The sequence below is a fragment of the Ancylobacter sp. FA202 genome (genome assembly GCF_000380205.1).
In the GTDB taxonomy this organism is placed as follows: Bacteria; Pseudomonadota; Alphaproteobacteria; order Rhizobiales; family Xanthobacteraceae; genus Ancylobacter.
Window position 1 is genome coordinate 976,024 of record NZ_KB904818.1, and the last position, 24,350, is coordinate 1,000,373.

Genomic DNA, 24,350 nt, shown 5'->3' on the forward strand with positions numbered 1-24,350 from the left:
CGATGTATGATCTCATCGTCGCGCTCGGCCTCGTGCTGGTTATCGAAGGCTTGGTGCTTGCCGCCGCTCCGGCGGCGGTACGCCGCTCCGCCGATGCGATCACGCAGTTGACCGATTCGCCGCTGCGGGTGGCCGGTATTGTCGGCGCCATTCTGGGCCTTGCCATTGTCTGGCTGATCCGAGGCTAAAGAGGCGGGGCCACGTGCCCCGCCTCGCGCTCTTTTGGCTTGCATCGCATCTTGCGACGGGTAGCGTCTGAAGCAACGACCCGTGTCTTTCGGGCCGTTCCGCCCGGATCCGCGTGGCGGCGTCAAGGAGGCTTCATGATCAACTGCCTTGAAGGCCCCGGCCTTAAGCGTTCAACCGTCGCGCTTGCTGCTCTGGAACGGGCCCCCTCCTCCCCCCAGATGCCCCGCACGGCGCAACGCTTCGCGCGCCGGCTTGCCGCTGCTCTGATGGCCCTCAGCCTTGCCGCACCGCTGGCTTTGATGCCGCTTGTGGCCCACGCCGCTGCCGCTAAAGGCCCCGACACGGTGGCCGACACCGCTGCCCTGATCATGGATGCGGTGGTCAATATTTCCACCTCGCAAACCGTCGCCCCCTCGCGCAGTGTGCCGACGCCGGAACTGCCGCCGGGCTCGCCTTTCGAGGAGTTCTTCGAGGAGTTCTTCAAGCGCCGCCAGCAGCAGGGCGAGGACCAGGCGCCGCGTCGCGTCTCCTCGCTGGGCTCGGGCTTCGTCATCGACGCGAGCGGCTTTATTGTCACCAATAATCACGTCATCGCCGACGCCGACGAGGTCTATGCCAATTTCGCCGACGGCTCGAAGCTGAAGGCGGAGATCGTCGGCCGCGATACCAAGATCGATATTGCCCTGCTCAAGGTGACGCCCGAGCCCGACAAGCCGCTCAAGGCGGTGAAGTTCGGCAATTCAGACATTCTGCGCGTGGGCGACTGGGTGATGGCCATCGGCAACCCGTTCGGCCTTGGCGGCACGCTCACCGTGGGCGTCATCTCCGCCCGCAACCGCGACATCAATTCCGGCCCCTACGACAATTTCCTGCAGACCGACGCGGCCATCAACCGCGGCAATTCCGGCGGCCCGCTCTTCAACATGGAAGGCGACGTAGTCGGCATCAATACTGCCATCATCTCGCCCTCCGGCGGCTCCATCGGCATCGGCTTCGCCGTGCCCTCCAACACCGCCATCCCGATCATCGCCCAGCTCAAGGAGTTCGGCGAGACGCGGCGCGGCTGGATCGGGGTCCGCATCCAGCAGGTCACGCCGGAGATTGCTGAAAGCCTCTCGCTCGATCGCGCGCGGGGCGCGCTGATCGGCTCGGTGAACGAGGATGGCCCCGCCGCCAAGGGCGGCCTGAAGGCCGGCGATGTCGTCGTCAGCTTTGACGGCAAGGAGGTCCGCGACATGCGCGCTTTGCCGATCATCGTCGCCGACACCCCGGTCGACAAGGAGGTGGAGGTCGTCGTCGTCCGCAAGGGCCAGCAGGAGACGCTGAAACTGGTGGTCGGCCGGCTTGACGAGGGCACGGCCTCGCCCAGCGCCGCCGAGACGCCGGAACAGAAGCCGGATACGCCGCCGCCGGTGACGACGCGCAAGCTCATGGGCGTCGAAATGGCCGAGATGACTCCGGAGCTGCGTACCCGCTTCAAGATCAAGGAAGAGCTCAAGGGCGTGGTGGTGATGGCGGTCGAGCCCGGCTCTGTCGCCGCCGAGCGTGGCATCGTGGCTGGCAATCTCATCGTCGAGGTCAATCAGGAAGCTACCCTGACGCCCGGCGATGTGGAAAACCGCCTGGCGGCACTCAAGAAGGAGGGCCGCCGCTCGGCGCTGCTGATGGTGGCCGATCCCGAGGGGCAGATCCGTTTCACCGCTCTGCCGATCGAGTGAACAACGACGCGTGATCCGGCCAGTGGCCAGGGACGTCAACTGACAGCGCTACGACGCCGGCGCCCCGGAGCCTCGCTCCGGGGTTTTCCGTTGGCATGGGCATGAGAGGGCTGAGGACGCCGTCGCGCGGCCGCACTCAAGGCCGCGGCGGCGGCATGGGCGGCAAGGGGGAGAGCCCGCCGGCCGGCAGGCCCCTGCCGGCCTCGGCCTGGGAGGTCTTGCTTTCGGTCAGTTGAACGGTCCAGCTCTTCTGCTCGTGCGTGTCGACCTCGAAGAAGCCGGTGCGGTCGAAGCCCCGCGCCAGGCAGTCCTGGATGCCGCGAATGGTGAACTCCTTCTCGCGGGTGCACATGAAGGCCTTGCCGGACCATTCCCCGCCGAGATCGTAGTCGATGGCGTAGACGTAATAGAACCTCGCCACCAGATCGCCGCGCAGCAGCGTCTCGCAGCTATTGGCGCCGATGTTCCACCAGCCCTCTGTGGACCAGGCATTGCCGTCCTTGTAGCCGAGCGCGATGCCGACCCGGCTGCTGGAACGGTTGCACAGGCGGAAATCCGCCGCTGCCGGCTGCGGCATCAGGCCGGCAAGCACCGGCACCGCCAGCACGGCCGGAAGCAGGACGCGGGCAAAGGCGCGCCGCAGCGCACCGCTCCGACGGGTCGCGCCAGAGGCGACGCCTCTGGAGACAGTGTCACTCGTCGACGAGAACAGCTCGGAAATCATTGACGTTTGTGCAGGTCGGCCCCGGTGTGAGCAGATCCCCGAGGGACTCGAAGAAGCTGGTTGAATCGTTATTGGCGAGAAAGGCGGCAGGATCGAGACCCAAGGCCTTCGCCCGCACCAGCGTGTCCGGCATCACATATGCGCCGGCGGGATCGGAGGCATCGCCGCCGCCGCCATCGGTGCCGTCAGTATCGCCGGCCACCGCATAGATGCCCGCCGCCCCTTCGAGCGCTACCGCCAGCGCCAGCGCATATTCCTGGTTCGGGCCGCCCCGGCCCTGTCCGCGCATGGTGACGGTGAGTTCGCCGCCCGAGAGCAAAACCGCCTTGCGGCCCGCCGCCTTCAGTTCCTTGGCCTTGGCCGCCTGGGCCTGCGCCACCTCGCGGGCCTCGCCCTCTAGATTGTCGCCGAGCAACACCGGCTCGATGCCGGCCTCGCGGGCAATCTTCTCGGCCGCGACAAAGGAATCGGCCGGGCGGGAGATGAGGATGTACTGGGAACCGGCAAAGGCCGCATCGCCGGGCTTGGGCGATTCATTGGCCGGGTCGCGCAGCGCCACCGCGACGGAGGGCGGCGGGTCGATGCGGTAGCGGGCGAGCACGTCGCGCGCCTCGGCCAGCGTCGTCGGGTCCGGCACGGTGGGACCCGAGCCGATCACCGCGGGGTCGTCGCCCGGCACGTCGGAAACGGAAAGCGTCACCACCCGCGCCGGCTGGGCCAACGCCGCAAGCCGGCCACCCTTGATGCGCGAGAGGTGCTTTCGCACCGTGTTGATCTCGGTGATGTTGGCTCCCGAACGCAGCAGCGCGCGGGTCAGCGCCCGCTTGTCGTCGAGTTCGACGCCAAAGGCCGGGGCGATCCAGTTGGCCGAAGCGCCGCCCGAGAGCAGCACCAGCACGAGATCGTCGGCCGTAGCGGAAGCGGCGAGGTCGATCGCCGTCTGCGCGCCGGCAAGGCCCGCCGCATCAGGCACAGGATGGCCAGCCTCGACCATCTCCAGCTGGCGGGTGGGTCGGCCATAGCCATGGCGGGCGACGCCGATGCCGACCAGCCGGGCAGGGTCGAGGCCCATCTCGTCGAGATAATGCCGCTCGGCGACTTCCAGCATCGAACCGGCGGCCTTGCCGGCGGCGAGCAGAATCAGCCGACCATGGGCGGGAGGCGGCGGCAGTGCCGGCGGCAGGCAGGTGGACGGATGCGCGGCCGCAACAGCGGCGGCAAACAGGCGATCGAGAAAGTCACGCGCCGAAGCCTCAGTCATTACCACCCTGCCCGCCCCCCGAAGGGGCCCTTCCTGCCGGTCCATTGCCCGGCGATTGCTTATTGCGCGCGAACGCGAATCCCGGCCGCGCGACGCGAAACGGGCGTATTCCTATGGCACGGCAGGGCTCGCGTCGATATCCTCTTGAACACTTCGCCTCAGCTCACGGGCAATTATGCGCCGCCTTTCGATGGAAGACCCCGCCACGACCGACAGCGTCGCCGACGCTCCGGTGCCGTTCCCCGCTTTCGAGCGCATTCCGGGAACGCTGGAGGCCGGGCTGATCCTGCTGTGCGACCATGCCTCTAACGCGCTGCCGCCCGGCTATGGCTCGCTCGGCCTGCCCAAGGCCGAGCTGGAACGCCATATCGGCTATGATATCGGCGCCGCCGGCGTCACCCGCATGCTGGCGCACCGTCTTGGCTGCCCCGCCGTGCTCTCGCGCTTCTCGCGCCTGTTGATCGACCCCAATCGCGGCGAGGATGACCCCACTTTAGTGATGCGCCTGTCGGATGGCGCGGTTATCCCCGGAAACCGCCATGTCGATGATGTGGAGATTGAGCGCCGGCTGGCGCTTTTTCACCGCCCCTATCACGACGCCATCCACGCCGAGATCGAGGCGGCGCTGGCGCAGGGCGTAGTACCCGTGCTGCTCTCACTGCACAGTTTTACGCCGGTTTGGCGCGGACTCGCCCGCCCCTGGCACGCCGCCGTGCTGTGGGACAGCGACCCGCGCTTCACCCGCGAGCTCATTGACGCGCTGGAGGCGCCGGGCGACCTCATCGTCGGCGACAACGAGCCCTATGACGGTGCCTTGCGCGGCGACTGCCTGTTCCGCCATGCCACGCTGAGGGGTCTGGCCAACACGCTGCTGGAAATCCGCCAGGACCTGATCGCCGAAGTTGAGGGCCAGCGCGCCTGGGCCGACCGGCTCGCCGGGCTGCTGCCGGACATCCTCGCCCGGCCGGAATTGCACGAAGCGTGCGTCTATGGCTCGCGTACCGGCCCGGTACCCCCCATCTGACCGGCAGACCTACCCGGGAGATTTCGATGTCCGATCTCGACGATAAGACCCGCACCGAGCTGGAGGCCGCCGCTTTTCGCCGGCTCGTCGCCCATCTCCAGGCGCGCACCGACGTGCAGAACATCGCTCTGATGAACATGGCCGGCTTCTGCCGCAACTGCCTGTCCAACTGGTTGCTGGACGCGGCAAAGGAACGCGCCGTGCCGCTGACCAAGGATGAGAGCCGCGAAGCGGTCTATGGCATGCCCTATGAGGAGTGGAAGGCCCGCCACCAGAGCGAGGCGACGCCAGAGCAGAAGGCGGCCTTCCCCGGACCGGGCCCGCACTGAGCCCGCGCCGGGGGCCCCCTTTTCCCCGGATTGGCAGTGGATAGCGGGGCTAGCTGGCCCCGCATAGACGTACGGATGCGCCATTGCCTTGACGGCCCGCCCCGCTTGCGCTCCCTATCGCCGCCCGAATTGCCGTCTAGACGCCGGGCCCTGCCCGATGCCCCGGAGACAACATGTCCGATATTCCGAACGACCAGCCCCTGTCCGACGCCGCCGCCGGCTTCGCCAAGGAGCAGCTGAAATCCTTCATCGAGCGCATCGAGCGCCTTGAGGAAGAGAAGAAGACCATTGCCGACGACATCAAGGATGTCTTCGCCGAAGCCAAGGGCACCGGCTTCGACACCAAGGCGCTGCGGGAAATCCTGAAGATCCGCAAGCAGGACGCCGACCAGCGCGCCGAGCACGAGGCGATCGTCGACCTTTACATGCAGGCGCTTGGGATGCTGGGCGAGAGCTGAGCCCGGCCCTCTGTCAAAACCTGTCGAACCGACCGGGCGGCCAGTGGCCGCCCGTTCCGTTTCAGGCGTCGTGCGCCCCGGCTAGAGCGCCTTCTTGAGCGGGGCTGGCCCGGTCATCATCGCAACCACAGGAACCGCCACAACCGCCTCGCCGGAGAATTGCGAGGTGGAGAGACCCTTGGCGCCATCGCGGCTGAACTGCGCCGCGACGATGCGGCGCGGCGGCAGCACGAAGGCGGCGAAGCGGCGGAGTTCCGGCAGGTGCATGGAGACCTTGCCGGAAACACTGGGGCCGCTGAACAGGCGGCGGATTTCCGCGACCATCGCCTGCGAATAGGGCTGAGGCTTGCGCGCCTGCGCGGCTTGCGTGGCCGGAGCCCCGGCGGGACGGGCGGCGCGGGCAGTCGCCATATCGGCCTCCGGCGCGCGGCCGGGCTGGGCCCGCGGCGCCGCGAACACGCTGCCGGCGGCGTCGGCATAGGCAAGCGCCGGGCCTTCGCCACTGGTTCCGCGCACGATCACTTCCGGCAGACCGCCCATCTCGCTGGGGCGGGTCTGGGGCAGCGGCGCGCCGGAGAGAGCGCTGGCGATCTGTCGGTTATTGGTCGCCTCAGGCGTGCCCGGCAGCGGAATGGCGGCGGCAAGCGCGGCGAGATCGGCCCTGTCGCTGGGCGCGACGCTTGAGGCGACGGGACGGGGAGCCGGCGCCGCCACGGAAGCGACGACGCCGCGCGGCAGCGGATTGGGCTGGGGAAGTGGCACCGCGCCGAGCGAGGCCACTTCGAAGGGCGCCATCGGCGCAGCGGCCGACGCGACCGCAGGTGCCGCAGCGGCCGGCAGCGCCGGGCGGGGCATAGGGGTGGGGACGGCAGCGGCCAGCGCGACCTGTTGGGGCTCGGAAGGGGCGGGTGGGGTCGGCACCACCGCCGCGACCCGGGCCGGCGCCGCCTCGGTGGGTGCGGCAACCGGCGTTGCCTCTTCCTCGTCGTCGCTGTCCTTGGTGAACAGGCCGGCAAAAATGTTCTTCGGCGGTGCGCCGTTGGCCGCAACCCGCCGCTTGGGATCATTGCCGCCGGGAAGGCCGGCGAAGGCGGCACCGGCGCCGCCCGGCTCGCTGCCCCGCGATTCGACCTGGGCCAGGGCTGAGGCGTAGCCGGACATCGGCTTGCCGTCTGCAGGGACATGGACGGTCTTACCGTCCGGGAAGACGCGGGCAAGCTCGGGCCGGCTCATGCGCGGCCAGTGGCGCACGCCGCCCGTGTCCATGTGCACGAAGGGCGAGCCGGACGTGGGGTAGAAGCCGACGCCGCCGCGCTGCAGCCGCAGTCCCGCCTCACGCACCTTCGCCAGCGAGACCCCGGGAATGTAAAAGTCCATCGCCTTGCCCTGGGTGTGCAGGCTGGTCTGGGCGACGCCGCGCGAGCGCGAGCGCAGCATCGCGTTGGTCGCCGGCGAGCGGTAGCCGCCGATCACCTGGATCGGCTGCGTCGCATCCACCTCGCGATAGACCTCCCAGACGATGTCGAACAGCCGGGGGTCCATCTCGATGGATTCCTTGCGCCGCCAATCCTGCATGAGGACGTTGAGCTGCTTCAGCGCTGCCGGGTCGTAGCGGCCATTTCGCTTGAAGGTCACGGTGGCGTTGGCACCAGAATGAACGTGGTGGAAGGTCAGCGTGCGCGTGTCGCCATTGGCCACCGCGTCCTGCAGCAAATCGGCGCCGCACAGCGTGGCAACCGCTGCGATGGCGGCGACCTTGGCGAATTTCGACGAGCGGAGGGCGAGGGTGATGCGCAAGGACGGGGACCCGATATCAACGTTTCCTGAGACGGTACGGGCAGGAGCGCCCGGACCGCGCTTGGTGAACATAGTCTTGTCGGGTTTGGTTAAGAGGTCATTACGACCCCGCCCCCACGCCTATTGCCTTTCGGACTAGAAACGCACTGTGGCAAAAGAGTGCCGCACAGTCAAATTCGCGAGGGATTACCACATCAGGACACGGTTTATGTTCGACCGTGGCTATAGAGCCACAGCGCGCTGGTGCGGAGCTGCCTTTTCGCCTCAGCGCCGCACCGTGTCCGCCCGGCGATCGGCAAATTGGCGCGTTCCGCCGAGGCCCAGCGCCGATTTGGTGGCGGCGTTGGTGCCGTAGAGATCCTCGCGCGTCACCAATCGACCGTTTCCGTCCACGAAGCTGGTGAAGTAGACGAGATGGACGGGAAATTTATTTTTCAGCGGCAGCGATTTCTCGTCACCGCCGAGCAAGCGGGACAGCCGCTGCTGGCTCCAGCCCTCGCCCGGCCGGCCGAGCGTGAACAGCGCCTCGGCGAACTCCATTGGCTCGTGCACGCGCACACAGCCATGGCTGAAGGCGCGGCGATCACGGGCAAACAGCGCCCGACTCGGCGTGTCGTGCAGATAGACCGAGTGCTTGTTGGGGAACATGAACTTCATGCGGCCCAGCGCATTGCGCTCGCCCGGCTCCTGCCGGAACGAATAGCCCTGCGTGCCGGCGCGGCGCCAGTCCACCGTGCCGGGATCGATCACCCGTCCATTGCGCACCACATCGATGCCCTGCCGCACCAGCGCATAGGGGTCCGCCCTCAACTTGGGCAGCATCTCGTTGCGGATGATGCTCGGCGGCACATGCCAAGACGGGTTGAACACCGCATATTGCATGCTCTCGCTGAGGATCGGCGTCTGCGTTTCCGGCTTGCCGACCACCACGCGGGTCTCGTGCACCGGGCTCCCGTCCACAATGATGCGGACCATAAATTCCGGAATGTTCACAATCACATAGGCTGGGGCGACCTCGTGCGGCAGCCAGCGCCAGCGCTCCATGTTGGCGATGATGTCGGGAATGGGGTCAGCGCCGGAATCGTTCAGCGCCGCCAGCGTGCCGCGGCCGACAATGCCGTCGACCGACTGGCCGGCAAGGCGCTGGAAGCCACGCACCGCGTCCACCAGACGGTCATCATAGAACTCGTCGCCTTCTTGCGCGCCGGCATCCGCGCCGACGCCGAGACGGGCGCGCAGCAGCGGCACCCGTGGGTCGCTCTCGCCCGGCCGCAGCGAAGGCCCGGAAGGAATGGGGGCGTGGGACACGACTTGCCCTTGCGCCTGTAGCTGCGCCAGTTGCTCCTTCAACAGCCGGTATTGGTCATATTGCGGGGCGAAGCTGGCAAGGGCCGCCCGTGCGTCCTGCGGATCGCGCGCATCGGCGACACGCGCGAGGACCGCCGCCGAATCGGGGACGGTCGGGCTCGGGTCGACATCCTTGGACAGCCTCTTGGGATCGAACCGGCCGCTCTGCACGTGGCGCGCATAAAGCAGTGTCGTCGCGGCAAGTCGCATCTCGGTCTCGGCGAGCTGCGCCGCGTCAGCATTGGCAGGCAGGGGGGCCACCGCGTAGTCGGCGGGATCGAGCCCTTCCGCCCCCGCCGCGGCGAAGGTGTCGAGCGCGACCTGCCCGAGCGGGGCAAGGCCACCCTCGCCGGTGAAGGCGGGCTGAAAGTTCCGCGCCGTGTAATAGGCAGTGAGCGCCTCTCGGTCGGCGGACCGTGCGGCGAAGCGCGCCAGCTCGCTCGCGACGATTTCCGCGAGGCGCTTTGAAAATGCCGATTCGCCCGCCGTCACGGCGGGAGCCGCCATAGCCGGTTCGGGTGCTGCACCACTTTCCGTAGCGGCGCCGCTCGTGCCTTCGCCAAGGCCGGGCGCGCCATCGCCCACCGTCGGTGCGGCGGAGGGAACCACCGCCACAGGCTCGGCAGCAACCGTCTCAGCGGCAAGCGGAACGGCCGGGCTGTGGAGAGCCAGCGCGGCGCTGCGTGCCGGGCTGGGACGGCGCGGATCGGCCGCATCGAAGGGCTGGTCGTCAGCGGCGATCGCCGGCAATGCCGCTGCCGCCTCGCCGGAGCGCAGCAATCCCGCTGCCTCGACATTGAAAGCGGAGAGGCTGTCGCCCGTGCCCTCGCCAGCGCGGTCAATAGCAATGGCCTGGCCCATTGGCGCCAGGCCGTTTTCCTGCGCCATGGCTGAAAGGCCGGTACCGGCTGTCGCGAAGGCGAGACCCGCCACCGTCAGCAGTCGCGTCGCGCACGCCCTCCGGCGAACCGCGCCGCGCCCCTCTCCCTTACCCGTTACGCCGCGACCGGACATCGACTTCTCCGCTTGTTCCCGCCCCGGACAGACCGGCCTCGCCTTTCCCGGCAGGGGTTCGGCGACGATCTGACCACAGCCCACAGACGGTTCAACTCACGAACACGGCAGGGGGATCCTCCGGGAATCTCTCGGCCGCCACTTTGCCGGGGCTTGGTAAAGGCTCTGTTAAGCATATCCTCGCGGCAGCCACCGGTCTCCCGGCAAACTCTGCCTGGCCCGGCTGTCATCTTCCCTTGCTCCCGAAGCGCCGATTCCTATAATCCCCGCCTTTCCCTAAAGGTGCGGATAGACAGAATGAGCGACCTGACGGCCGGGATGGCCGCCGACAATCGACCCGTCGCCATCATCATGGGCAGCCAGTCCGACTGGGAAACCATGCGCCATGCTGCCGAAACGCTTGATGCGCTCGGCATCGGCCATGAGTGCCGCATCGTCTCGGCTCACCGCACGCCGGATCGCATGTACGCCTTCGCCAAGGGCGCGCGCGCAGCCGGCACCAGGGTCATCATCGCCGGCGCCGGCGGCGCCGCGCATCTGCCGGGCATGGTCGCCTCGCTTACCTCGCTTCCGGTGTTCGGCGTGCCGGTGGAATCGAAGGCGCTGTCCGGCCTCGACAGCCTCTATTCCATTGTCCAGATGCCGGCCGGCATCCCGGTCGGCACGCTCGCCATCGGCAAGGCCGGAGCGACCAACGCCGCCCTGCTTGCCGCCGCCGTACTCGCCCTCACCGACGAGGCGCTGGCGGCAAGGCTGGATGCATGGCGCGCGGCGCGCACCGCCGCCGTGACGGAGCGACCGGAATGAGCGCCCCCTCCCGTATTCTCGCCCCCGGCGACACGATCGGCATTCTCGGCGGCGGCCAGCTCGCCCGCATGATCGCCCTTGCCGCCGCCCCTCTCGGGCTGAAAACGCACATCTACGCCCCCGAGGAGGCGAGCCCGGCCTTCGACGTCGCGGGCACCCACACCCGCGCCGCCTATGACGACTTCGCGGCACTGGAACAGTTCGCCAAGGCCGTCGACGTCGTCACCTACGAGTTCGAGAACGTGCCGGTCTACACTGCCGAGTTCCTCTCCCGGCATGTGGCGGTGCATCCGGGCGCGCGGGCGCTCGGCATCACCCAGGACCGGCTGGAGGAAAAGACCTTCGTCTCCCGCCTCGGCATCGAGACCGCGCCCTTCGCCGCCGCGCAGGACGAGGCGGAGCTCGAAGCCGCGCTTGCCGAGATCGGCCGCCCAGCCGTGCTGAAGACCCGGCGCTTCGGCTATGACGGCAAGGGCCAGGTCATCATCCAAGAGGGCGACGATGCCGCCGCCGCCTTCAAGGCGGTCGGCCACCACCCCTCGATCCTGGAGGGCTTCGTGCCGTTCGAGCGCGAGGTCTCGGTGGTCGCCGCCCGCACCGAGGACGGCCGCTTCAAGGCCTATGAAGTCACGGAGAACGAGCACCGCCACCACATTCTCTACCGCTCCACCGTACCGGCCGACGTGACCCCGGCTGTGGATGCGGTGGCACGCGAGATCGCCCGCCGCATCGGCGAGGCGCTGGGCTATGTCGGCGTGTTCGCGGTGGAAATGTTCCTCGTGGTGGTGGACGGCGCGCAGGGGGTCATCGTCAACGAAATCGCCCCGCGCGTGCACAACTCCGGCCACTGGACGCTGAACGGGGCCGTCACCAGCCAGTTCGAGCAGCATGTGCGGGCCATTGCGGGCTGGCCGCTGGGCGCGGTGGAGCGGCTCGGCCATGTCGAGATGACCAATCTCATCGGCGACGAGGCCGACGACTGGCAGGCCATTCTCGACGAGCCCGGCGCGCATCTGCACCTCTATGGCAAGGCCGAGGCCCGCCCAGGCCGCAAGATGGGCCATGTGACCCGCATCTTCGAGGAGTGAAGGCGCGCTCTGTCTCCGATTCCCTTCGCACGATGACGCGGCGATCCATCACGCCATCGTGCGCAGCGCCGGTGAAATTCCGACGCCGCTGCGGGCGTATAGGCGGGGAACTGCCCCGTCATCGACCCCAGCGGACCGCCCATGCCCTTCCTGCGCGAGAATTCCGGCAAGCTCAGCCCCGAGAAGATCGGCGCGCTGCTGGTCGTCCTCTTCCCCCTCGGCCTGCTGCTGGCTCAGGCGCTCGGCGGCGGCTTCGCCGCCCCCGACGCCCCCGGCCTTGGAGGCCCGGGATTGGATGCGCCAGGTTTAGGCGCACCCGGCCTCGGCGGACCGGGTTTGGGCGGTTCTGCGCCCGGCGGGGCGCTGGGCGGCGAGGCGGCGCTGGGCGCGCGCCCGCTGATCCAGATCATCCTGTTCGTCGGCGACTGGGCGGTGCGCCTGCTGCTCGTCTCGCTCGCGGTCACGCCGGCGCGTCGGCTGTTCAACTGGCCCAAGCTGCTGCTTACGCGGCGCACGCTGGGGCTCGGCGCCGCCTTCCTCATCGGCGTGCATTTTGCCGTCTATCTCGTCGACACTGGGAACCTCGCCACAGCGGCAAGTGAGATCGTGCTGCGCATCTACCTCACCATCGGGTTCGTCGCGCTGCTGGCCTTCGCCGCGCTGTCGGCCACGTCGTGGGACGGCGCCATCCGACGGCTGGGCGGGCCGCGTTGGAACCTGTTGCACCAATTGGTCTACCCCGCCACCGCGCTCGCACTATTGCATTTTTTCATGCAGCAGAAGCTCGACGTCACCCAACCGGTGCTGATGACCGGGCTCTTCGTCTGGCTGATGGGCTGGCGGGTGATGCAGCATTACGGGCGCGGCACCGGCTTTCTGAACCTCTCGGCGCTGGCTGCAGCCTCGGGCGTTCTCACCGCGCTGATCGAGGCCGGCTGGTACGCCGCCGCCACCGGCATCGACCCCGGCCGAGTGCTGGCCGCAAACCTCTCCTTCACCTACGCCATCAGCCCAAGCTGGTGGGTTGCCGGTGCCGGGATCGGCGTCGCGGTGGTGAGCGAGATCGTGCTGCGCCTGCGGCCCCTCCCCGCCCGGCGCGCGGCGCGGGCCTGAGGCATCACGCGACCGCCTGCGCCAGAAATTCCGCTGCGTCTTCCCGCGGCAGCGCAGTCCAGCCATCCAGTTGGTGGCGGAACCAGGTCTCCTGCCGCTTGGCATAGTGCCGCGTGTCGAGAATGGCCCCCTCGACAGCCGCCTTCAGCGGAATCTCGCCGGCGAGATGGCGAGCGAACCAGGGCATGCCATGCGCCTTGAGCAGCGTGCGGTCCGCCGGCAGGCCGCGTGCCAGCAGCGCCCGCGCCTCCTCCAGCGCGCCCTGCGCCATCATGGCGTGAAAGCGATCGGCGATGCGGGCCCGCAACACCGTCCGATCAGTGGCGAGGAAAAGCCGCACGCAGTCGGCCGCGGGCAGGACCGGGCCCTCCGCCGGCGCCTCCTGCCAGCGCGCCAGCGGGCGGCCCGTCGCCTCGAACACTTCCAGCGCCCGCATCAGCCGCTGCGTGTCGGAAGGCCGCAGCCGCGCCGCCGTCTCCGAGTCCACCGCAGCCAGCCGCGCATGCAGCGCCGGTGCGTCGAGATCGAGGCCGCGCACGGCATCGCGAATCTCAGCTGGAATGGCCGGGATCGGCGACAGCCCTTGCGTCAGCGCCTTGAAATAGAGCCCGGTGCCACCGGTGAAGATCGGCAGGCGGCCCTGAGCCTCCGCCGCGTTCAGCGACGCCCGCGCGTCCTTCAGCCAATGCGCGACGGAATACTCCATGGCGCCGTCGACATGGCCATAGAGAAGGTGCTGCGCCCGCGCTTCCTCTTCGGGCGTTGGCCGCGCCGAGAGCACCCGGAGGTCACGATAGACCTGCATGGAATCGGCGTTGATGACCACGCCGCCCGTGCGCTCGGCAAGCTCTAGCGCCAGCGCCGACTTGCCGCTCGCGGTCGGTCCTGCAATAAGCACGGCGCGCGGACGGGCAGCTCTCACGGTCACGTCCGCCTCGCTCTTCCGGGTTTCCATCCTGCCTTTTTGCCCGACGCCGGCCCGGCGGCAAGGTCCCAGTCGCAGCCATGTCCGAATCCCTGTCCCACATCCTTGTCCTCGTCTCGCACCCGGCCGCCCCTGCGGTGGATGACGCGCTGCTTACCCGTGCCCGCGCCGCCCTGCCCGCCCCCGGCGCGGCGCGCTGGCTCAATCCCGGCATCGCGGCCGAGATCGAGCATGACGGCGCGGCCGACATCGAGGTGCTGCGTGCGGCGTTGGTCGGCGCCCCGGTTGACGTGGCGCTTCTCCCAGCCGAGGGACGGCGCAAGAAGCTTTTTCTTGCCGATATGGATTCCACCATGATCGGGCAGGAGTGCATTGATGAACTGGCCGATTACGCCGGCATGAAGGCGCATGTCGCCGCCATCACCGAGCGGGCCATGCGCGGCGAGATCGCCTTCGAACCGGCGCTGCGCGAGCGCGTGGCGCTGCTGAAGGGTCTGCCGCTCGCCGTGGTCGACACGGTGATCGCCGAGCGCATCCGCCTCACCTCGGGCGGCACAACGCTGGTGCGGACGATGAAGGCGCACGGCACCCGCACGCTGCTGGTTTCCGGCGGCTTCACCCTGTTCACCGAGCGCGTGGCTGACATGATCGGCTTCGACGACCACCGCGCCAATGTGCTGATCGCCGATGGCGACCGCTTCGCCGGCCTTGTCGAGGAGCCGATCCTCGGCCGCGAGGCCAAGTTGGCCTCGCTGGTCGAATGGAGCAACAGCCTCGGCCTCGCTCCTGCCGAGACACTGGCGGTCGGTGACGGCGCCAATGACCTCGCAATGATCGGCGCCGCCGGGCTCGGTGTCGCCTATCACGCCAAGCCCGCCGTGGCGGCAGCGGCTCAGGTGCGTATCGACCATGGCGACCTCACCGCCCTGCTCTATCTCCAGGGATACGCTGCCCACGAATTCGTCGACGCCTGAACCGGCACGCCGGGCGCGAATGGCCCGCCCCGGCCTCACGGCGCAAGTGGCGGCAGAATGATGCGGTTGCGCAGCGGGTCATTGGGAATATCCACCGGCGGGGCCAGCGGCGGCGCGGCGCTGCCCGGCGCCAATGTCCCTGGCGGTGTATATTGCCCATAGTAGGGTTGTGGTACCGCAGGGTTAGCCGGCACGCGCGGGGCAGCCGGTGTTGCCGGCACCCGGCGCGGTGCGACATTTGGGGAAGCCGCGCGCGGCGCCGCCTGCGGGGCGGGGGCGGGCCGGCGCACCGGCGGTGCGTCCGTCGCCTCGCCGCCATCGGTCAGCGGCGTGCGGCCATATTCCGCCTCTAGCCGCCTGGTTTCCCGCTCCAGCGCCCGCATGTTGATCGCGGTACTCAGCGCCGTCAGGTCGAAACGGCGCTCTGGCGCAGCAAGCGGGCCTCGCCACTGTACAGCCGCAGCTGGAGCGGCGGGCAGGCCCACGCTGGCGACATCCTGCATCTCCAGCGTCGCCTCAAAGCTCAGAGCCGGAATATCGAGCGCCCCGCTCAGCCCGAAACGCTGCTCGCCCATCGCCAACCGGGCGGCGCTGGTGCGCGCCACGCCGTCGACCACGCTGACGGCGCTCTCCACCCGCGCCAATTTGAGCGGCGCGCGCGCCAGGCCGTCGCTCAGCAGCTGCGCCAGGCGCTGCTGGTCGGGCGGCGGACCACGCTCGGTCGCCAGCATCACATAGTGCAGCGCCTTCGGGTCGCTCTGGTCGACCTCCAGCCCCTCGATGGCGAGGCTGCCCTGCCCCTGCAGCTGGCTCGCGAGCGCGAAGGGCGAATTGCCCCGCCCGGTGACGTCAAGCGTGGTGCTCACACGGCCGCGCAGCTTTGGCTGCGTAACACCGAGGGCCGCAAAAAGCGCCGCGCTCTCGGCGCTGGTCAGTCCCAGCCGGCCGTCAAACTGCACGGCCTCGCCCGCGCGGCCAAGGTTGAACTTGCCGGCGAACGTCCCCCCGGCCAGCGTGCCGGTGGCGCTCTCCACTGCGAGCCGCCCCTCGGTCAGCCGTGCCACGATCTTCGCCTCGCCGAGCGCCAGTCCTCCCGGAAGATCGAAACGTCCAACGCTAAGCTTCAGCTCGGCGGCAAGGGTGGAGAGCGGCGCCGGGCCGAAGCGGGCCCGCGACCATCCCTCCGCCTCGTCGGCGCCGGAAGCGCCGACGACGAGCCCAAGCGCCGTCGCGACATTCCAGCGCGGCGTGGCCAGCTCCGCCCGCAGCGGCTCGCCCGGCATGTAAGCGAGGGCGCCGTCGAGCCGCTGCGCACCCAGCGACCCGGAAAGCGCGCGTATCCACCAGCCCTCGCCCTCACGGCCGAGCGTTCCGGTGAACCGTGCCGGCACCGTGCCGGAGGCGGAGGCTCCCAGTTGCGGCACCAACGCCGCGAGGTCAGCGCTCTCCAGAGTCAGCGCGAGATCGGGGTCGAGGCGGCCAGCGGCGTCGAAAGCCGCCGTGCCCTCTGCGCGCAGCCGTGCCCCGCCAAAATCCAGCGTCGCCTCGATCCGCTGACCGAGATCTAGCGCGAGGCGGGCCGGACCAAGATTGGGGCGAAGGCCCGGCACGCCGACGCCGGAGAGCACGGCGCTGCCATCGCGCGCATCGAGCGTGGCCCGCCCGCTCAGCTTGCCGTCCGCGCCGAAGCCGATCTGCCCGCCGCCGGACAGGCCGCCGAGCCGGCCATTTGCGTCGATTGTGGTGCGACCGGCCTGCGACACCAGGGTAAGGGAAAGGTCCACCGGCGCGAGGCTCGCCTGCGTCGCGACAAGGAACGGTTCGATCTGGGTCAAGCCGAAGGCGCCCGCCAGCCCGGGCAGGCCATCGGCACGGGGCCCGGAGAGCTTGGCAGCGAAGCGGGCGCTGCCGGCCGTGCCGCCGCCGAACGCGGCGAGCCGGCCGGAGCCGGTGAGGTCGAGCCCGGCGAAATCCTCGATGGCGAGGCGTTCAATGCCGAGCCCGTCGGCCCCACCCTTGAGGATGACGTCCAGGCTTTGGGCGCTGCCCCCGGCAAGACGCACCTGCCGGCCGCTGAGGCTAAGGTTGAGATCCGTCGTTTCCACACCGAGATTCACCAAGCGCTGTATTGGCGGCAATAGCGCGTCGACATCGACATCCGAAGTCGTCAGCACCGCGTCGACCCGGCCCCGCCCGCCGGCCGGTGGCAACGTATAAGCGGCCGTACCCGCGAACCGGCTCTCCCCGGCCGAGAGAGCGATCTTGTCCAGCGCGAAGCCGCCGGCGCTGACGCTGAGCTCAGCGGAAAGCCGAGCCGCGCCGGCGGGCAGGCTGGCGACGAGCCCGCTGGCCTGCGGCAACGCCCAGGCGACGAAGGCCGGCAGATCCTGCGCCTCCAGCACCCCGCCGCCACCGAATAGCGCGGCGTTTGGATCTCCGGTGGCGGCCACGCGCGGCAGGCTTCCGGAGAGCGCGATATGCGCCCCGCCTGGCAACCGCGCTTCCAGCGCGCGCGCGCGCCAGCCGCCGGGCGACCAGTCGAGACCCGCTTTCACCTCGCGCGCCGCGGACCCGGCGAGCAGCACGGTGTCGCTGGAAAGATCGAGCGAGCCGACGACCGCGAGATCGGCCAGCGGCGCCAGCAGGCGGGCCAGCGCGTCGGTTGCCGCCAGCGGTGTCGCGCCGCCGGTCATGGCGCCGAGATCGAGCTGGCGCGCCGCCAAGGTGAGGTCGAGCCGCGAATCGGGGTTGCCCGGCCCCGCCCCGACCAGACGGGCGGAACCGGAAAGCGCCAACGGCCGCTCAGCGGCGTCGAGCGTCAGGCTGAGATCGGTGGCGGCAACCGCCTGCGGCGTCGCCTCCACCTTGGCCGACAGGCTCCAGGCCTTGAGCATGTCGGCACCGGCGCCGCCCGGGGCGGGCGTAGGCGCGGGAGTCGGCGCGGCGCGCACCAGCGCCGCCCGGCCACGAAAGCTCGGCGCCCCACCCGCAAGGCTCAGCACCCCGTCCGCATCGACGCTCAGCGGCGAGCCGACATTCTGCGCCCCGAGGCGTAACTTGGCGGTGCCGTCGGCGGCAAACTGCGTCAGATTGAGCCGCACCCGGCGGCGCAGGCCGGCCGCATTGGCCTCACCCTCCAGTCTGACCGGGCCAATGGGCCCGCCGACTTCTCCGGTAAGATCGACCAAGTCGAGCTTGAGCGTGCGTTCATTGGCACGGTCGAGAATTTCGAAGCTGCCCTCGGTGACAGAGAGCCCGGCGATGCTGAATCCACCCGGTCGGGTAGCGCCGGTCGGCAGGGAGAGCTTGCCTGTCGTGTCGACCACGAGCCGGGCGCGCGGGCGCAGCAGGCCGACATGGTCGGCCACTACCTCGCCGCGCATCAGCGCGCCCAGATTGAGCCGACCGGAGAGCTCCGCCACGGTGATGCCGGTGCCGCCGCCATCGAGACCGATCGACACGTCGCGCAGCACCACGCGCGGGGTCGGCAGGATCTGCGCGTCGATCGGGCCGCGGATGATGACGGGAGCGCCCAGCGTCCGAGCCGCCTGCGCCTCGAAGGTCGAGCGCCATTGCGACCAGTCGACGACGAACGGCGCCGCAAAGGCCGCCGCAACGGCCAATATGATCGCGCCCGCAATCGTCAACAGCAGGTTCTGCACACGTTCCTCCGGCCTTCCGGCCCCGGCGTCCCGCTGCCTGGCGGACACCGGAACACTCTACGCTAGATTGTTGATAATTTTCGCGTTCTCCGCAGCGCGCGCAAGGCGCGAATTGATGCAGAGGCGACCAAGAACCCCGGCGGATCCTCGACCGCTTCCCTCGCGCCCACCTCTCAGGGCAGGATCTTGCCGGGATTCATGATGTTCTGCGGGTCAAGCGCCTGCTTGATCGCCCGCATCGCATCGAGCGTGGCGGCACCGTGCTCGGCTTCCATATAGCCACGCTTGCCCTGTCCGACGCCGTGCTCTCCAGTGGCCGTGCCGCCCATGGCCAGCGAACGCTTCACCATGCGGGAGATGAAGTCTTTCGCTTTCGCCACATCCTGCGGGTCGCTCATGTCGACCAGCGTCACGGTGTGGAAATTGCCATCGCCGACATGGCCGACGATCGGCGCCAGCATGCCCATCTCCTCTATTTCGCGCTTGGTCTCGTCGACGCAGTCGGCGAGGCGGGAGAGCGGGACGCACACATCGGTGGCCAGCGCCTTGGCGCCGGGCTTCAGGGGCAGGCAGGCCCAATAGGCGTCGTGCCGTGCCTGCCAGAGCCGGGTGCGCTCCTCGGGCCGCGTCGCCCATCTGAAGCCGCCGCCACCATATTCCGCGGCGATATCGCGAAACCTCTCACTTTGCTCGTGAACGCTCGCCTCCGTGCCGTGGAACTCGACGAACAGCGTCGGCTGCTCGGCGAGATCGAGCTTTGAGTAGGCGTTGCAGGCACGCACCTGCACCTCATCCAGCAGTTCGATTCGCGCCACCGGCAGGCCGGACTGGATGGTGAGGATCACCGCGTCGCAGGCGGCGCGGATGGTGGGGAAAGCGCAGACCCCGCCGGAGATCGCCTCGGGGATGCCCGCCAGCCGCAGCGTCAGACTGGTGATGATGCCGAGCGTGCCCTCCGCCCCCACCAGCAGCCGGGTGAGGTCGTAGCCGGCCGAAGATTTCTTCGCCCGCCGCGCGGTGGTGATCACCTCGCCATTGGCCAGCACGACGGTGAGCGCGACGACATTGTCCTTCATCGTGCCATAGCGCACCGCATTGGTGCCCGAGGCGCGGGTGGAGGCCATGCCGCCCAGCGAGGCATCGGCACCAGGATCGATGGGGAAGAACAGGCCGGCATCGCGCAGATGCTCGTTCAGCTGCTTGCGCGTCACCCCCGGCTCGACCACGCAATCGAGGTCCTCGGGATGAACCGACAACACCCGGTTCATGCGCGAGAGGTCGACGGAAATGCCGCCCTGCGGGGCATTGATCTGCCCTTCCAGCGAGGATCCGGTGCCGAAGGCGATCACGGGGACGTGGTGCTTCGCGCAGGCGCGCACGACCCTCTGCACCTCCTCGGTGCTCTCGACGAACACAACCGCGTCCGGTGCCTCATTCGGCAGCCAGGTAATGGTGTTGGCGTGCTGTTCGCGGATCGCCCGGCCGATGGCGAGCCGTTCGCCAAAATGGGCGGAAAGGGCAGCGATCACCTCCTGCACAGGGGCAACGCCCGCCTGCGCCGCGGGACGCTCCTCGACCGTGGTTTCCATCCCGCTCTCCTTCAGCTTGGTTCCCCCGCCACGCGGCAGCAGAGCCGGCAGCGCCAACGGCATATACCTTATCAAGGCAGGCCGCGACTCACGGCGGGCGTGGTTGCCGCGCAAAAAGCACCCTGAAACCCCGCCGAAGCAAGAATTCAGTCATTCATTTGCCATCTCGGCAGGTGACGACTGCACGGAATGTCGGCACAATGCTTGTCAATAAGGCAGCGCGGTACCTCGCGCTCGGCGGTCGGGATGGTGTCATGCTGGACGGGATCGATTTCGAACCCGTATTTTTCGCGCCTTTCGTGTCGTCCGTGATGACGGTCGACGCGGGCTGGGCCGATCACAACGGGCATTTGCATGCGGCCTTCTACAGCCTGCTGTTCGACCGCGCGGTCGACGAGGCGGTGTTCCTGGTCGGGCTTGGCCCGCATCTGGTGGAAAGCCGCAGCGCCTCCTTCGTCACGATGGAGGCTCATCAGCGTTTCCAGCGCGAGCTTCGCGCTGGACAGGAGGTGCGGGCCACGCTGCGCCTCATCAATTACGACGACAAGCGCATGCATCTGTTCCAGGAGTTGCACCATGCCCGCGAGGGCTGGATCGCCTCGACCTATGAGCAGATCGCCCAGCATGTGGAAGCCGGCACCCGGCGCGTGGTGCCTTTCCCCGACGAGGTACTGGAGCGGCTGGCGCTGATGAAGGCGGCCCACGGCGCGCTGCCGGTGCCGGAAGGGCTCGGACGGCCGGTCAACATGCCGATCCGGCTGAGCTGAGCGGCCGGCGCTGCGGCACCACTCTCACCGCTAGGCGGCGGGCGTCTCGTTGCGCCCGCGGTCGGCCACGAGTTCCAGCGTGGTCCAGCCCTCGATGGTGCGGCGACGCTTGAGCCGCAGCCCCTGTGCGCGATAGGCGGCCAGTGCCGCATTGGCGTGCGAGGGCAGCAGCCCCGACAGCACCACCGTGCCACCGGGCGCCAGCAGCAGGCTGAGCGGGCGGGCGATCGCCTTGAGGGGCGGCAGCAGGATATTGGCGAGGATCAGGTCGTAAGGACCGTGGCGGCGGAATGCTCCCGCACCCAGCCCCGGCGCGTGCAGAAACTGGATATGGGGCGCGGCGCGGTTGGCCACCGCATTGGCCCGCGCCGTCGTCACCGCCACCGGGTCGATGTCGCTGGCCAGCACCGGCGCGTGGAACAGCCGTGCCGCCGCCATCGCAAGAACGCCAGTGCCGGTGCCGACATCGAGCGTACGGGCCGGGCGGCGTTGTTTGCCATAGGCGGCGATGGCGGCGAGACACCCCTTGGTGGTGCCATGATGGCCGGTGCCGAAGGCCAGTGCCGCCTCGATCTCGATGCCGATCCGGCTCGGCGCCAGCCGCCCGCGATCATGCGAACCATGGACGACGAAGCGGCCGATGGCGACCGGGGCCAGCCCTTCCAGCGACGCCGCCACCCAATCCTTCTTGTCTAGCAGCGAGAACACCGCTGCCGCCGCCGCCTCAGGCGAGACGAGCGCCACCAGTTCGCGCACCATCTCCTCATCAGGCGGGTCGCCGAAATAGACCTCGACCGCCCAGCCGGCGCCCTCGGCGCGGTTTTCCACCTCGAAGGCGGCAGCGGCCACCTCGGCCGGGTCGAAGCTCTCGCCGAGATATTCGGCAATGGCCCGCGCCTCATGCTCGGGCGCGTCCACCCGCATCACATGCGACGCGCCATTGGGCGGCAATCCTTCGAGCATGGCGGTCCTCACGGGGTAGCGGGCGGTCCAAGGCGGCGTGCGCGCTCTGTAAGCGAGGACGCGCCCGAACGCCAGCGCGGGAAGACGGCAAGCGTCCTCACGCTGCCTCGACGAAGCTGTCGACCACCTTCTTCTCTCCGGCTTTGTCGAACTGCACGGTGAGCTTGTTGCCTTCCACCGAGGCGACCTCGCCATAGCCGAACTTCTGGTGGAACACCCGGTCACCGATGGCGAAGCGCGCTGCCGGGCCAGTGGAGCGGGCGATGAGCTCGCCCTCGATGACGAGCCCGCCGCGCGCCTTCTCGCTTGCGGCGAAGCGCGAGGGGCGGCTGTCGGTGAAGCTGCCGCCGGAAAACCCGCCCGACGACGCACTCGCGCCACCGCGCGAGGCGTTCTGCGCCCGCTGCCAGCCCGGCGTGGAATAGGAGGAGCCGAAGGTCTGCGCCTCGTCGAACCGGCTCGGCCCGTAGCCATAGCGACCCGACTGGCCGCCACCCCAGCCCTGGCCGCCGCGCGATTCCGTCACCTCCACATCCTTCTCCGACAATTCGTCGAGGAAGCGGCTTGGCACGGCGGACTGCCACTGCCCGTGGATGCGCCGGTTGGAGGCGAAGAACACCTTGGCCCGGCGCCGTGCCCGGGTGATGCCGACATAGGCGAGGCGGCGTTCCTCCTCCAGCCCGGCGCGGCCCTGCTCGTCCAGCGCCCGCTGGTTGGGGAACACGCCCTCCTCCCAGCCGGGCAGGAATACGGTCTCGAATTCCAGACCCTTGGCCGAGTGCAGCGTCATGATGTTGACGGCATCGCCGCCATTGCCCCGATCGACATCCATCACCAGCGAAATATGCTCGAGGAAGCCGATGAGATTCTCGAACGGCTCCATCGAGCGGACGAGTTCCTTGAGGTTGTCCAGCCGGCCCTGCGCATCGGCCGAACGGTCCTTCTGCCACATCTCGGTGTAGCCAGATTCATCCAGCACGATCTCTGCCAGCTCGTGATGGCGCATGGTGGCCATCTGCTCCCGCCAGCGGTCGAACGAGCCGACGAGATCGCGCAGGGTCAAGCGCACCTTCGGCTTCAGCTCCTCGCTCGCAACCAGTTCGCGCGCGGCCTCGCTCAGCGGCAGCTGCGCGGCGCGGGCGTGGTCGTGGATCTGCCGCAGGGCCACGTCGCCGAGCCCGCGCTTGGGCACATTTACGATGCGCTCGAAGGCGAGGTCGTCGGTGGGCGAGGCGATGACCCTGAGATAGGCCAGCGCATCGCGGATTTCCGCCCGCTCATAAAAGCGGGGACCGCCGATGACGCGGTAGTTCAGCCCCAGCGTGACGAAGCGTTCTTCAAATTCGCGCATCTGGAACGAGGCGCGCACGAGAATGGCGACCTGCGCCAGCGCATGGCCGGCGCGCTGCAGCTGCTCGATCTCCTCGCCGATGGCGCGGGCCTCTTCCTGGCTGTCCCAGGCGCCCGTCACCGTCACCTTCTCGCCGCTCTCGCCTTCGGAGAACAGCGTCTTGCCGAGCCGCCCGGCATTGTGGGCGATGAGGTGCGCCGCCGCGCCGAGGATGTGACCGGTGGACCGGTAATTGCGCTCCAGCCGCACCACTGTGGCGCCGGGAAAATCACTGTCGAAGCGCAGGATGTTGTCCACCTCCGCCCCGCGCCAGCCATAGATCGACTGGTCGTCGTCGCCGACACAGCACACATTGCGCGACCCCGCTGCCAGCAGACGCAGCCAAAGATACTGCGCGACGTTGGTGTCCTGGTACTCGTCGACGAGAATGTAGCGGAAGCGGCGGTGATATTCGGCCAGCACGTCCGGATTTTCGCGCAGCAGGCGGATGCTCTCGAGCAGCAAATCGCCGAAATCCACCGCGTTCAGCGCCTTAAGCCGCGCCTGATAGGCGGCGTAGAACGCCCCGCCCCGACCATTGGCGAAGGCCGAGCCCTCGCCGGCTGGCACCTGCGCCGGGCCGAGGCCGCGATTCTTCCAGCCGTCGATGGTGTTGGCGAGCAGCCGTGCCGGCCAGCGCTTCTCGTCTATGTTCTCCGCCTGAAGCAGTTGCTTCAACAGCCGGATCTGGTCATCGGTGTCGAGAATGGTGAAGCTGGAGCGCAGCCCCACCAGCTCGGCATGCCGGCGCAACATCCGCACGCCGATGGAGTGGAAGGTGCCGAGCCAGGGCATGCCTTCCACCTGCTCCCCGACCATGGCACCGATGCGGTCCTTCATTTCCCGCGCCGCCTTGTTGGTGAAGGTGACGGCGAGGATCTGCGAGGGCCAGGCGAGGCCTAACGAGAGGATGTGGGCGATGCGCGTGGTCAGCACCCGCGTCTTGCCGGTGCCGGCGCCGGCAAGCACGAGGACCGGGCCCTCGGTGGCTTCAACCGCCTGACGCTGCTCGGGGTTCAGCCCGTCGAGATAGACGCCGCGCCCTTGCGCGCCATGGCCCGGATTGGCAAGCGCCGCCGCACGCGCGGCTATGCCGCCGGGGCGCGGCGTGGCGGCCGGCAGGTCGAAGGGGAAGTCGGACGGGTCGCCATCCGGGGTGTTTCGGGGATCGGCCAAAGGCCTGCTCTCAGTCATGATGGATGATTCTTGGC

At 68.9% G+C, this 24,350-nt stretch carries 19 protein-coding genes; 10 read left to right on the plus strand and 9 right to left on the minus strand.

Annotated elements, in window-relative coordinates; all coding sequences use genetic code 11:
• The first annotated feature begins 2 nt into the window (after nt 1-2).
• Both A3M1_RS0104415 and A3M1_RS0104420 read left to right on the plus strand, forming a co-directional pair.
• Nucleotides 3-188, plus strand: a complete 186-nt coding sequence (locus A3M1_RS0104415) for a DUF2065 domain-containing protein (RefSeq protein ID WP_018387751.1) — start codon at nt 3-5, stop codon at nt 186-188.
• Between the two features lie 219 nt (nt 189-407).
• Entirely contained in the window at nt 408-1,907 is a 1,500-nt protein-coding gene (locus tag A3M1_RS0104420) for a Do family serine endopeptidase (RefSeq protein WP_018387752.1), read from the plus strand.
• Nucleotides 1,908-2,043: 136 nt separating this feature from the next.
• On the opposite strand, the gene A3M1_RS0104425 is transcribed toward A3M1_RS0104420, so the two are convergent.
• Together A3M1_RS0104425 and A3M1_RS0104430 are read right to left on the minus strand one after the other, a co-directional pair.
• Nucleotides 2,044-2,631 carry a DUF1036 domain-containing protein gene (locus A3M1_RS0104425; RefSeq protein WP_018387753.1) on the minus strand — a complete coding sequence of 196 codons (588 nt, stop codon included), beginning with the start codon at nt 2,629-2,631 and terminating at the stop codon, nt 2,044-2,046.
• Nucleotides 2,600-3,892, minus strand: coding sequence for a glycerate kinase (locus tag A3M1_RS0104430; RefSeq protein ID WP_018387754.1), 1,293 nt, complete (start codon nt 3,890-3,892; stop codon nt 2,600-2,602). Before A3M1_RS0104430 ends, A3M1_RS0104425 begins: the two co-directional genes overlap by 32 nt.
• Nucleotides 3,893-4,067: 175 nt before the next feature.
• Between A3M1_RS0104430 and A3M1_RS0104435 the strand changes: the two genes are divergently transcribed.
• From A3M1_RS0104435 to A3M1_RS0104445, 3 genes are all read left to right on the plus strand, one after another.
• Nucleotides 4,068-4,916, plus strand: coding sequence for an N-formylglutamate amidohydrolase (locus A3M1_RS0104435; RefSeq protein WP_018387755.1), 849 nt, complete (start codon nt 4,068-4,070; stop codon nt 4,914-4,916).
• Nucleotides 4,917-4,942: 26 nt separating this feature from the next.
• A complete protein-coding gene (locus A3M1_RS0104440) occupies nt 4,943-5,245 on the plus strand; it encodes a DUF1244 domain-containing protein (RefSeq protein ID WP_018387756.1) in 303 nt (100 codons plus the stop codon).
• 173 nt (nt 5,246-5,418) lie between these two features.
• Nucleotides 5,419-5,703 carry a DUF2312 domain-containing protein gene (locus A3M1_RS0104445; protein WP_018387757.1) on the plus strand — a complete coding sequence of 95 codons (285 nt, stop codon included), beginning with the start codon at nt 5,419-5,421 and terminating at the stop codon, nt 5,701-5,703.
• Between the two features lie 81 nt (nt 5,704-5,784).
• On the opposite strand, the gene A3M1_RS0104450 is transcribed toward A3M1_RS0104445, so the two are convergent.
• Together A3M1_RS0104450 and A3M1_RS0104455 are read right to left on the minus strand one after the other, a co-directional pair.
• The gene (locus tag A3M1_RS0104450; RefSeq protein ID WP_018387758.1) at nt 5,785-7,500 is read right to left on the minus strand and encodes a DUF882 domain-containing protein; all 1,716 of its coding nucleotides are present in this window, start codon (nt 7,498-7,500) and stop codon (nt 5,785-5,787) included.
• A gap of 264 nt (nt 7,501-7,764) precedes the next feature.
• Complete coding sequence (locus A3M1_RS0104455) at nt 7,765-9,861, minus strand: murein L,D-transpeptidase (protein WP_245261566.1); 2,097 nt, start codon at nt 9,859-9,861, stop codon at nt 7,765-7,767.
• Between the two features lie 297 nt (nt 9,862-10,158).
• Here A3M1_RS0104455 and purE point away from each other — a divergent pair, with 297 nt between their 5' ends.
• From purE to A3M1_RS0104470, 3 genes are all read left to right on the plus strand, one after another.
• On the plus strand, nt 10,159-10,668 hold the full coding sequence (gene purE, locus A3M1_RS0104460; RefSeq protein WP_018387760.1) for a 5-(carboxyamino)imidazole ribonucleotide mutase: 510 nt from the start codon (nt 10,159-10,161) through the stop codon (nt 10,666-10,668).
• On the plus strand, nt 10,665-11,756 hold the full coding sequence (locus A3M1_RS0104465) for a 5-(carboxyamino)imidazole ribonucleotide synthase (protein ID WP_018387761.1): 1,092 nt from the start codon (nt 10,665-10,667) through the stop codon (nt 11,754-11,756). The genes purE and A3M1_RS0104465 overlap by 4 nt, the downstream gene beginning before the upstream one ends.
• A 141-nt stretch (nt 11,757-11,897) precedes the next feature.
• On the plus strand, nt 11,898-12,869 hold the full coding sequence (locus A3M1_RS0104470) for a sulfite oxidase heme-binding subunit YedZ (RefSeq protein WP_018387762.1): 972 nt from the start codon (nt 11,898-11,900) through the stop codon (nt 12,867-12,869).
• Between the two features lie 4 nt (nt 12,870-12,873).
• On the opposite strand, the gene miaA is transcribed toward A3M1_RS0104470, so the two are convergent.
• Nucleotides 12,874-13,824, minus strand: a complete 951-nt coding sequence (gene miaA / locus A3M1_RS0104475; RefSeq protein WP_018387763.1) for a tRNA (adenosine(37)-N6)-dimethylallyltransferase MiaA — start codon at nt 13,822-13,824, stop codon at nt 12,874-12,876.
• Between the two features lie 50 nt (nt 13,825-13,874).
• Between miaA and serB the strand changes: the two genes are divergently transcribed.
• Nucleotides 13,875-14,768, plus strand: a complete 894-nt coding sequence (serB, locus tag A3M1_RS0104480; RefSeq protein WP_018387764.1) for a phosphoserine phosphatase SerB — start codon at nt 13,875-13,877, stop codon at nt 14,766-14,768.
• Nucleotides 14,769-14,803: 35 nt separating this feature from the next.
• Here serB and A3M1_RS0104485 read toward each other — a convergent pair whose 3' ends face one another.
• Both A3M1_RS0104485 and A3M1_RS0104490 read right to left on the minus strand, forming a co-directional pair.
• On the minus strand, nt 14,804-18,430 hold the full coding sequence (locus A3M1_RS0104485; RefSeq protein WP_018387765.1) for an AsmA family protein: 3,627 nt from the start codon (nt 18,428-18,430) through the stop codon (nt 14,804-14,806).
• 173 nt (nt 18,431-18,603) lie between these two features.
• Nucleotides 18,604-20,019, minus strand: a complete 1,416-nt coding sequence (locus A3M1_RS0104490; protein ID WP_026221137.1) for an FAD-linked oxidase C-terminal domain-containing protein — start codon at nt 20,017-20,019, stop codon at nt 18,604-18,606.
• Nucleotides 20,020-20,273: 254 nt separating this feature from the next.
• Between A3M1_RS0104490 and A3M1_RS0104495 the strand changes: the two genes are divergently transcribed.
• Nucleotides 20,274-20,786: a thioesterase family protein gene (locus A3M1_RS0104495; protein WP_018387767.1), complete on the plus strand. Its 513-nt coding sequence runs from the start codon at nt 20,274-20,276 to the stop codon at nt 20,784-20,786.
• 30 nt (nt 20,787-20,816) lie between these two features.
• On the opposite strand, the gene A3M1_RS0104500 is transcribed toward A3M1_RS0104495, so the two are convergent.
• Both A3M1_RS0104500 and A3M1_RS0104505 read right to left on the minus strand, forming a co-directional pair.
• Nucleotides 20,817-21,749, minus strand: coding sequence for a 50S ribosomal protein L11 methyltransferase (locus A3M1_RS0104500; RefSeq protein ID WP_018387768.1), 933 nt, complete (start codon nt 21,747-21,749; stop codon nt 20,817-20,819).
• Nucleotides 21,750-21,846: 97 nt separating this feature from the next.
• The gene (locus A3M1_RS0104505) at nt 21,847-24,333 is read right to left on the minus strand and encodes an ATP-dependent helicase (protein WP_198291119.1); all 2,487 of its coding nucleotides are present in this window, start codon (nt 24,331-24,333) and stop codon (nt 21,847-21,849) included.
• Nucleotides 24,334-24,350: the final 17 nt, after the last annotated feature.

What these genes read in the sequence shown, in the direction of transcription:
- A3M1_RS0104415 (WP_018387751.1), top strand. Translation starts at nt 3, where the DNA reads ATGTATGATCTCATCGTCGCGCTCGGCCTCGTGCTGGTTATCGAAGGC.
- A3M1_RS0104420 (WP_018387752.1), top strand. Translation starts at nt 408, where the DNA reads ATGCCCCGCACGGCGCAACGCTTCGCGCGCCGGCTTGCCGCTGCTCTG.
- A3M1_RS0104425 (WP_018387753.1), bottom strand. Translation starts at nt 2,631, where the DNA reads ATGATTTCCGAGCTGTTCTCGTCGACGAGTGACACTGTCTCCAGAGGC.
- A3M1_RS0104430 (WP_018387754.1), bottom strand. Translation starts at nt 3,892, where the DNA reads ATGACTGAGGCTTCGGCGCGTGACTTTCTCGATCGCCTGTTTGCCGCC.
- A3M1_RS0104435 (WP_018387755.1), top strand. Translation starts at nt 4,068, where the DNA reads ATGCGCCGCCTTTCGATGGAAGACCCCGCCACGACCGACAGCGTCGCC.
- A3M1_RS0104440 (WP_018387756.1), top strand. Translation starts at nt 4,943, where the DNA reads ATGTCCGATCTCGACGATAAGACCCGCACCGAGCTGGAGGCCGCCGCT.
- A3M1_RS0104445 (WP_018387757.1), top strand. Translation starts at nt 5,419, where the DNA reads ATGTCCGATATTCCGAACGACCAGCCCCTGTCCGACGCCGCCGCCGGC.
- A3M1_RS0104455 (WP_245261566.1), bottom strand. Translation starts at nt 9,861, where the DNA reads ATGTCCGGTCGCGGCGTAACGGGTAAGGGAGAGGGGCGCGGCGCGGTT.
- purE (WP_018387760.1), top strand. Translation starts at nt 10,159, where the DNA reads ATGAGCGACCTGACGGCCGGGATGGCCGCCGACAATCGACCCGTCGCC.
- A3M1_RS0104465 (WP_018387761.1), top strand. Translation starts at nt 10,665, where the DNA reads ATGAGCGCCCCCTCCCGTATTCTCGCCCCCGGCGACACGATCGGCATT.
- A3M1_RS0104470 (WP_018387762.1), top strand. Translation starts at nt 11,898, where the DNA reads ATGCCCTTCCTGCGCGAGAATTCCGGCAAGCTCAGCCCCGAGAAGATC.
- miaA (WP_018387763.1), bottom strand. Translation starts at nt 13,824, where the DNA reads ATGGAAACCCGGAAGAGCGAGGCGGACGTGACCGTGAGAGCTGCCCGT.
- serB (WP_018387764.1), top strand. Translation starts at nt 13,875, where the DNA reads ATGTCCGAATCCCTGTCCCACATCCTTGTCCTCGTCTCGCACCCGGCC.
- A3M1_RS0104490 (WP_026221137.1), bottom strand. Translation starts at nt 20,019, where the DNA reads ATGGAAACCACGGTCGAGGAGCGTCCCGCGGCGCAGGCGGGCGTTGCC.
- A3M1_RS0104495 (WP_018387767.1), top strand. Translation starts at nt 20,274, where the DNA reads ATGCTGGACGGGATCGATTTCGAACCCGTATTTTTCGCGCCTTTCGTG.
- A3M1_RS0104500 (WP_018387768.1), bottom strand. Translation starts at nt 21,749, where the DNA reads ATGCTCGAAGGATTGCCGCCCAATGGCGCGTCGCATGTGATGCGGGTG.
- A3M1_RS0104505 (WP_198291119.1), bottom strand. Translation starts at nt 24,333, where the DNA reads ATGACTGAGAGCAGGCCTTTGGCCGATCCCCGAAACACCCCGGATGGC.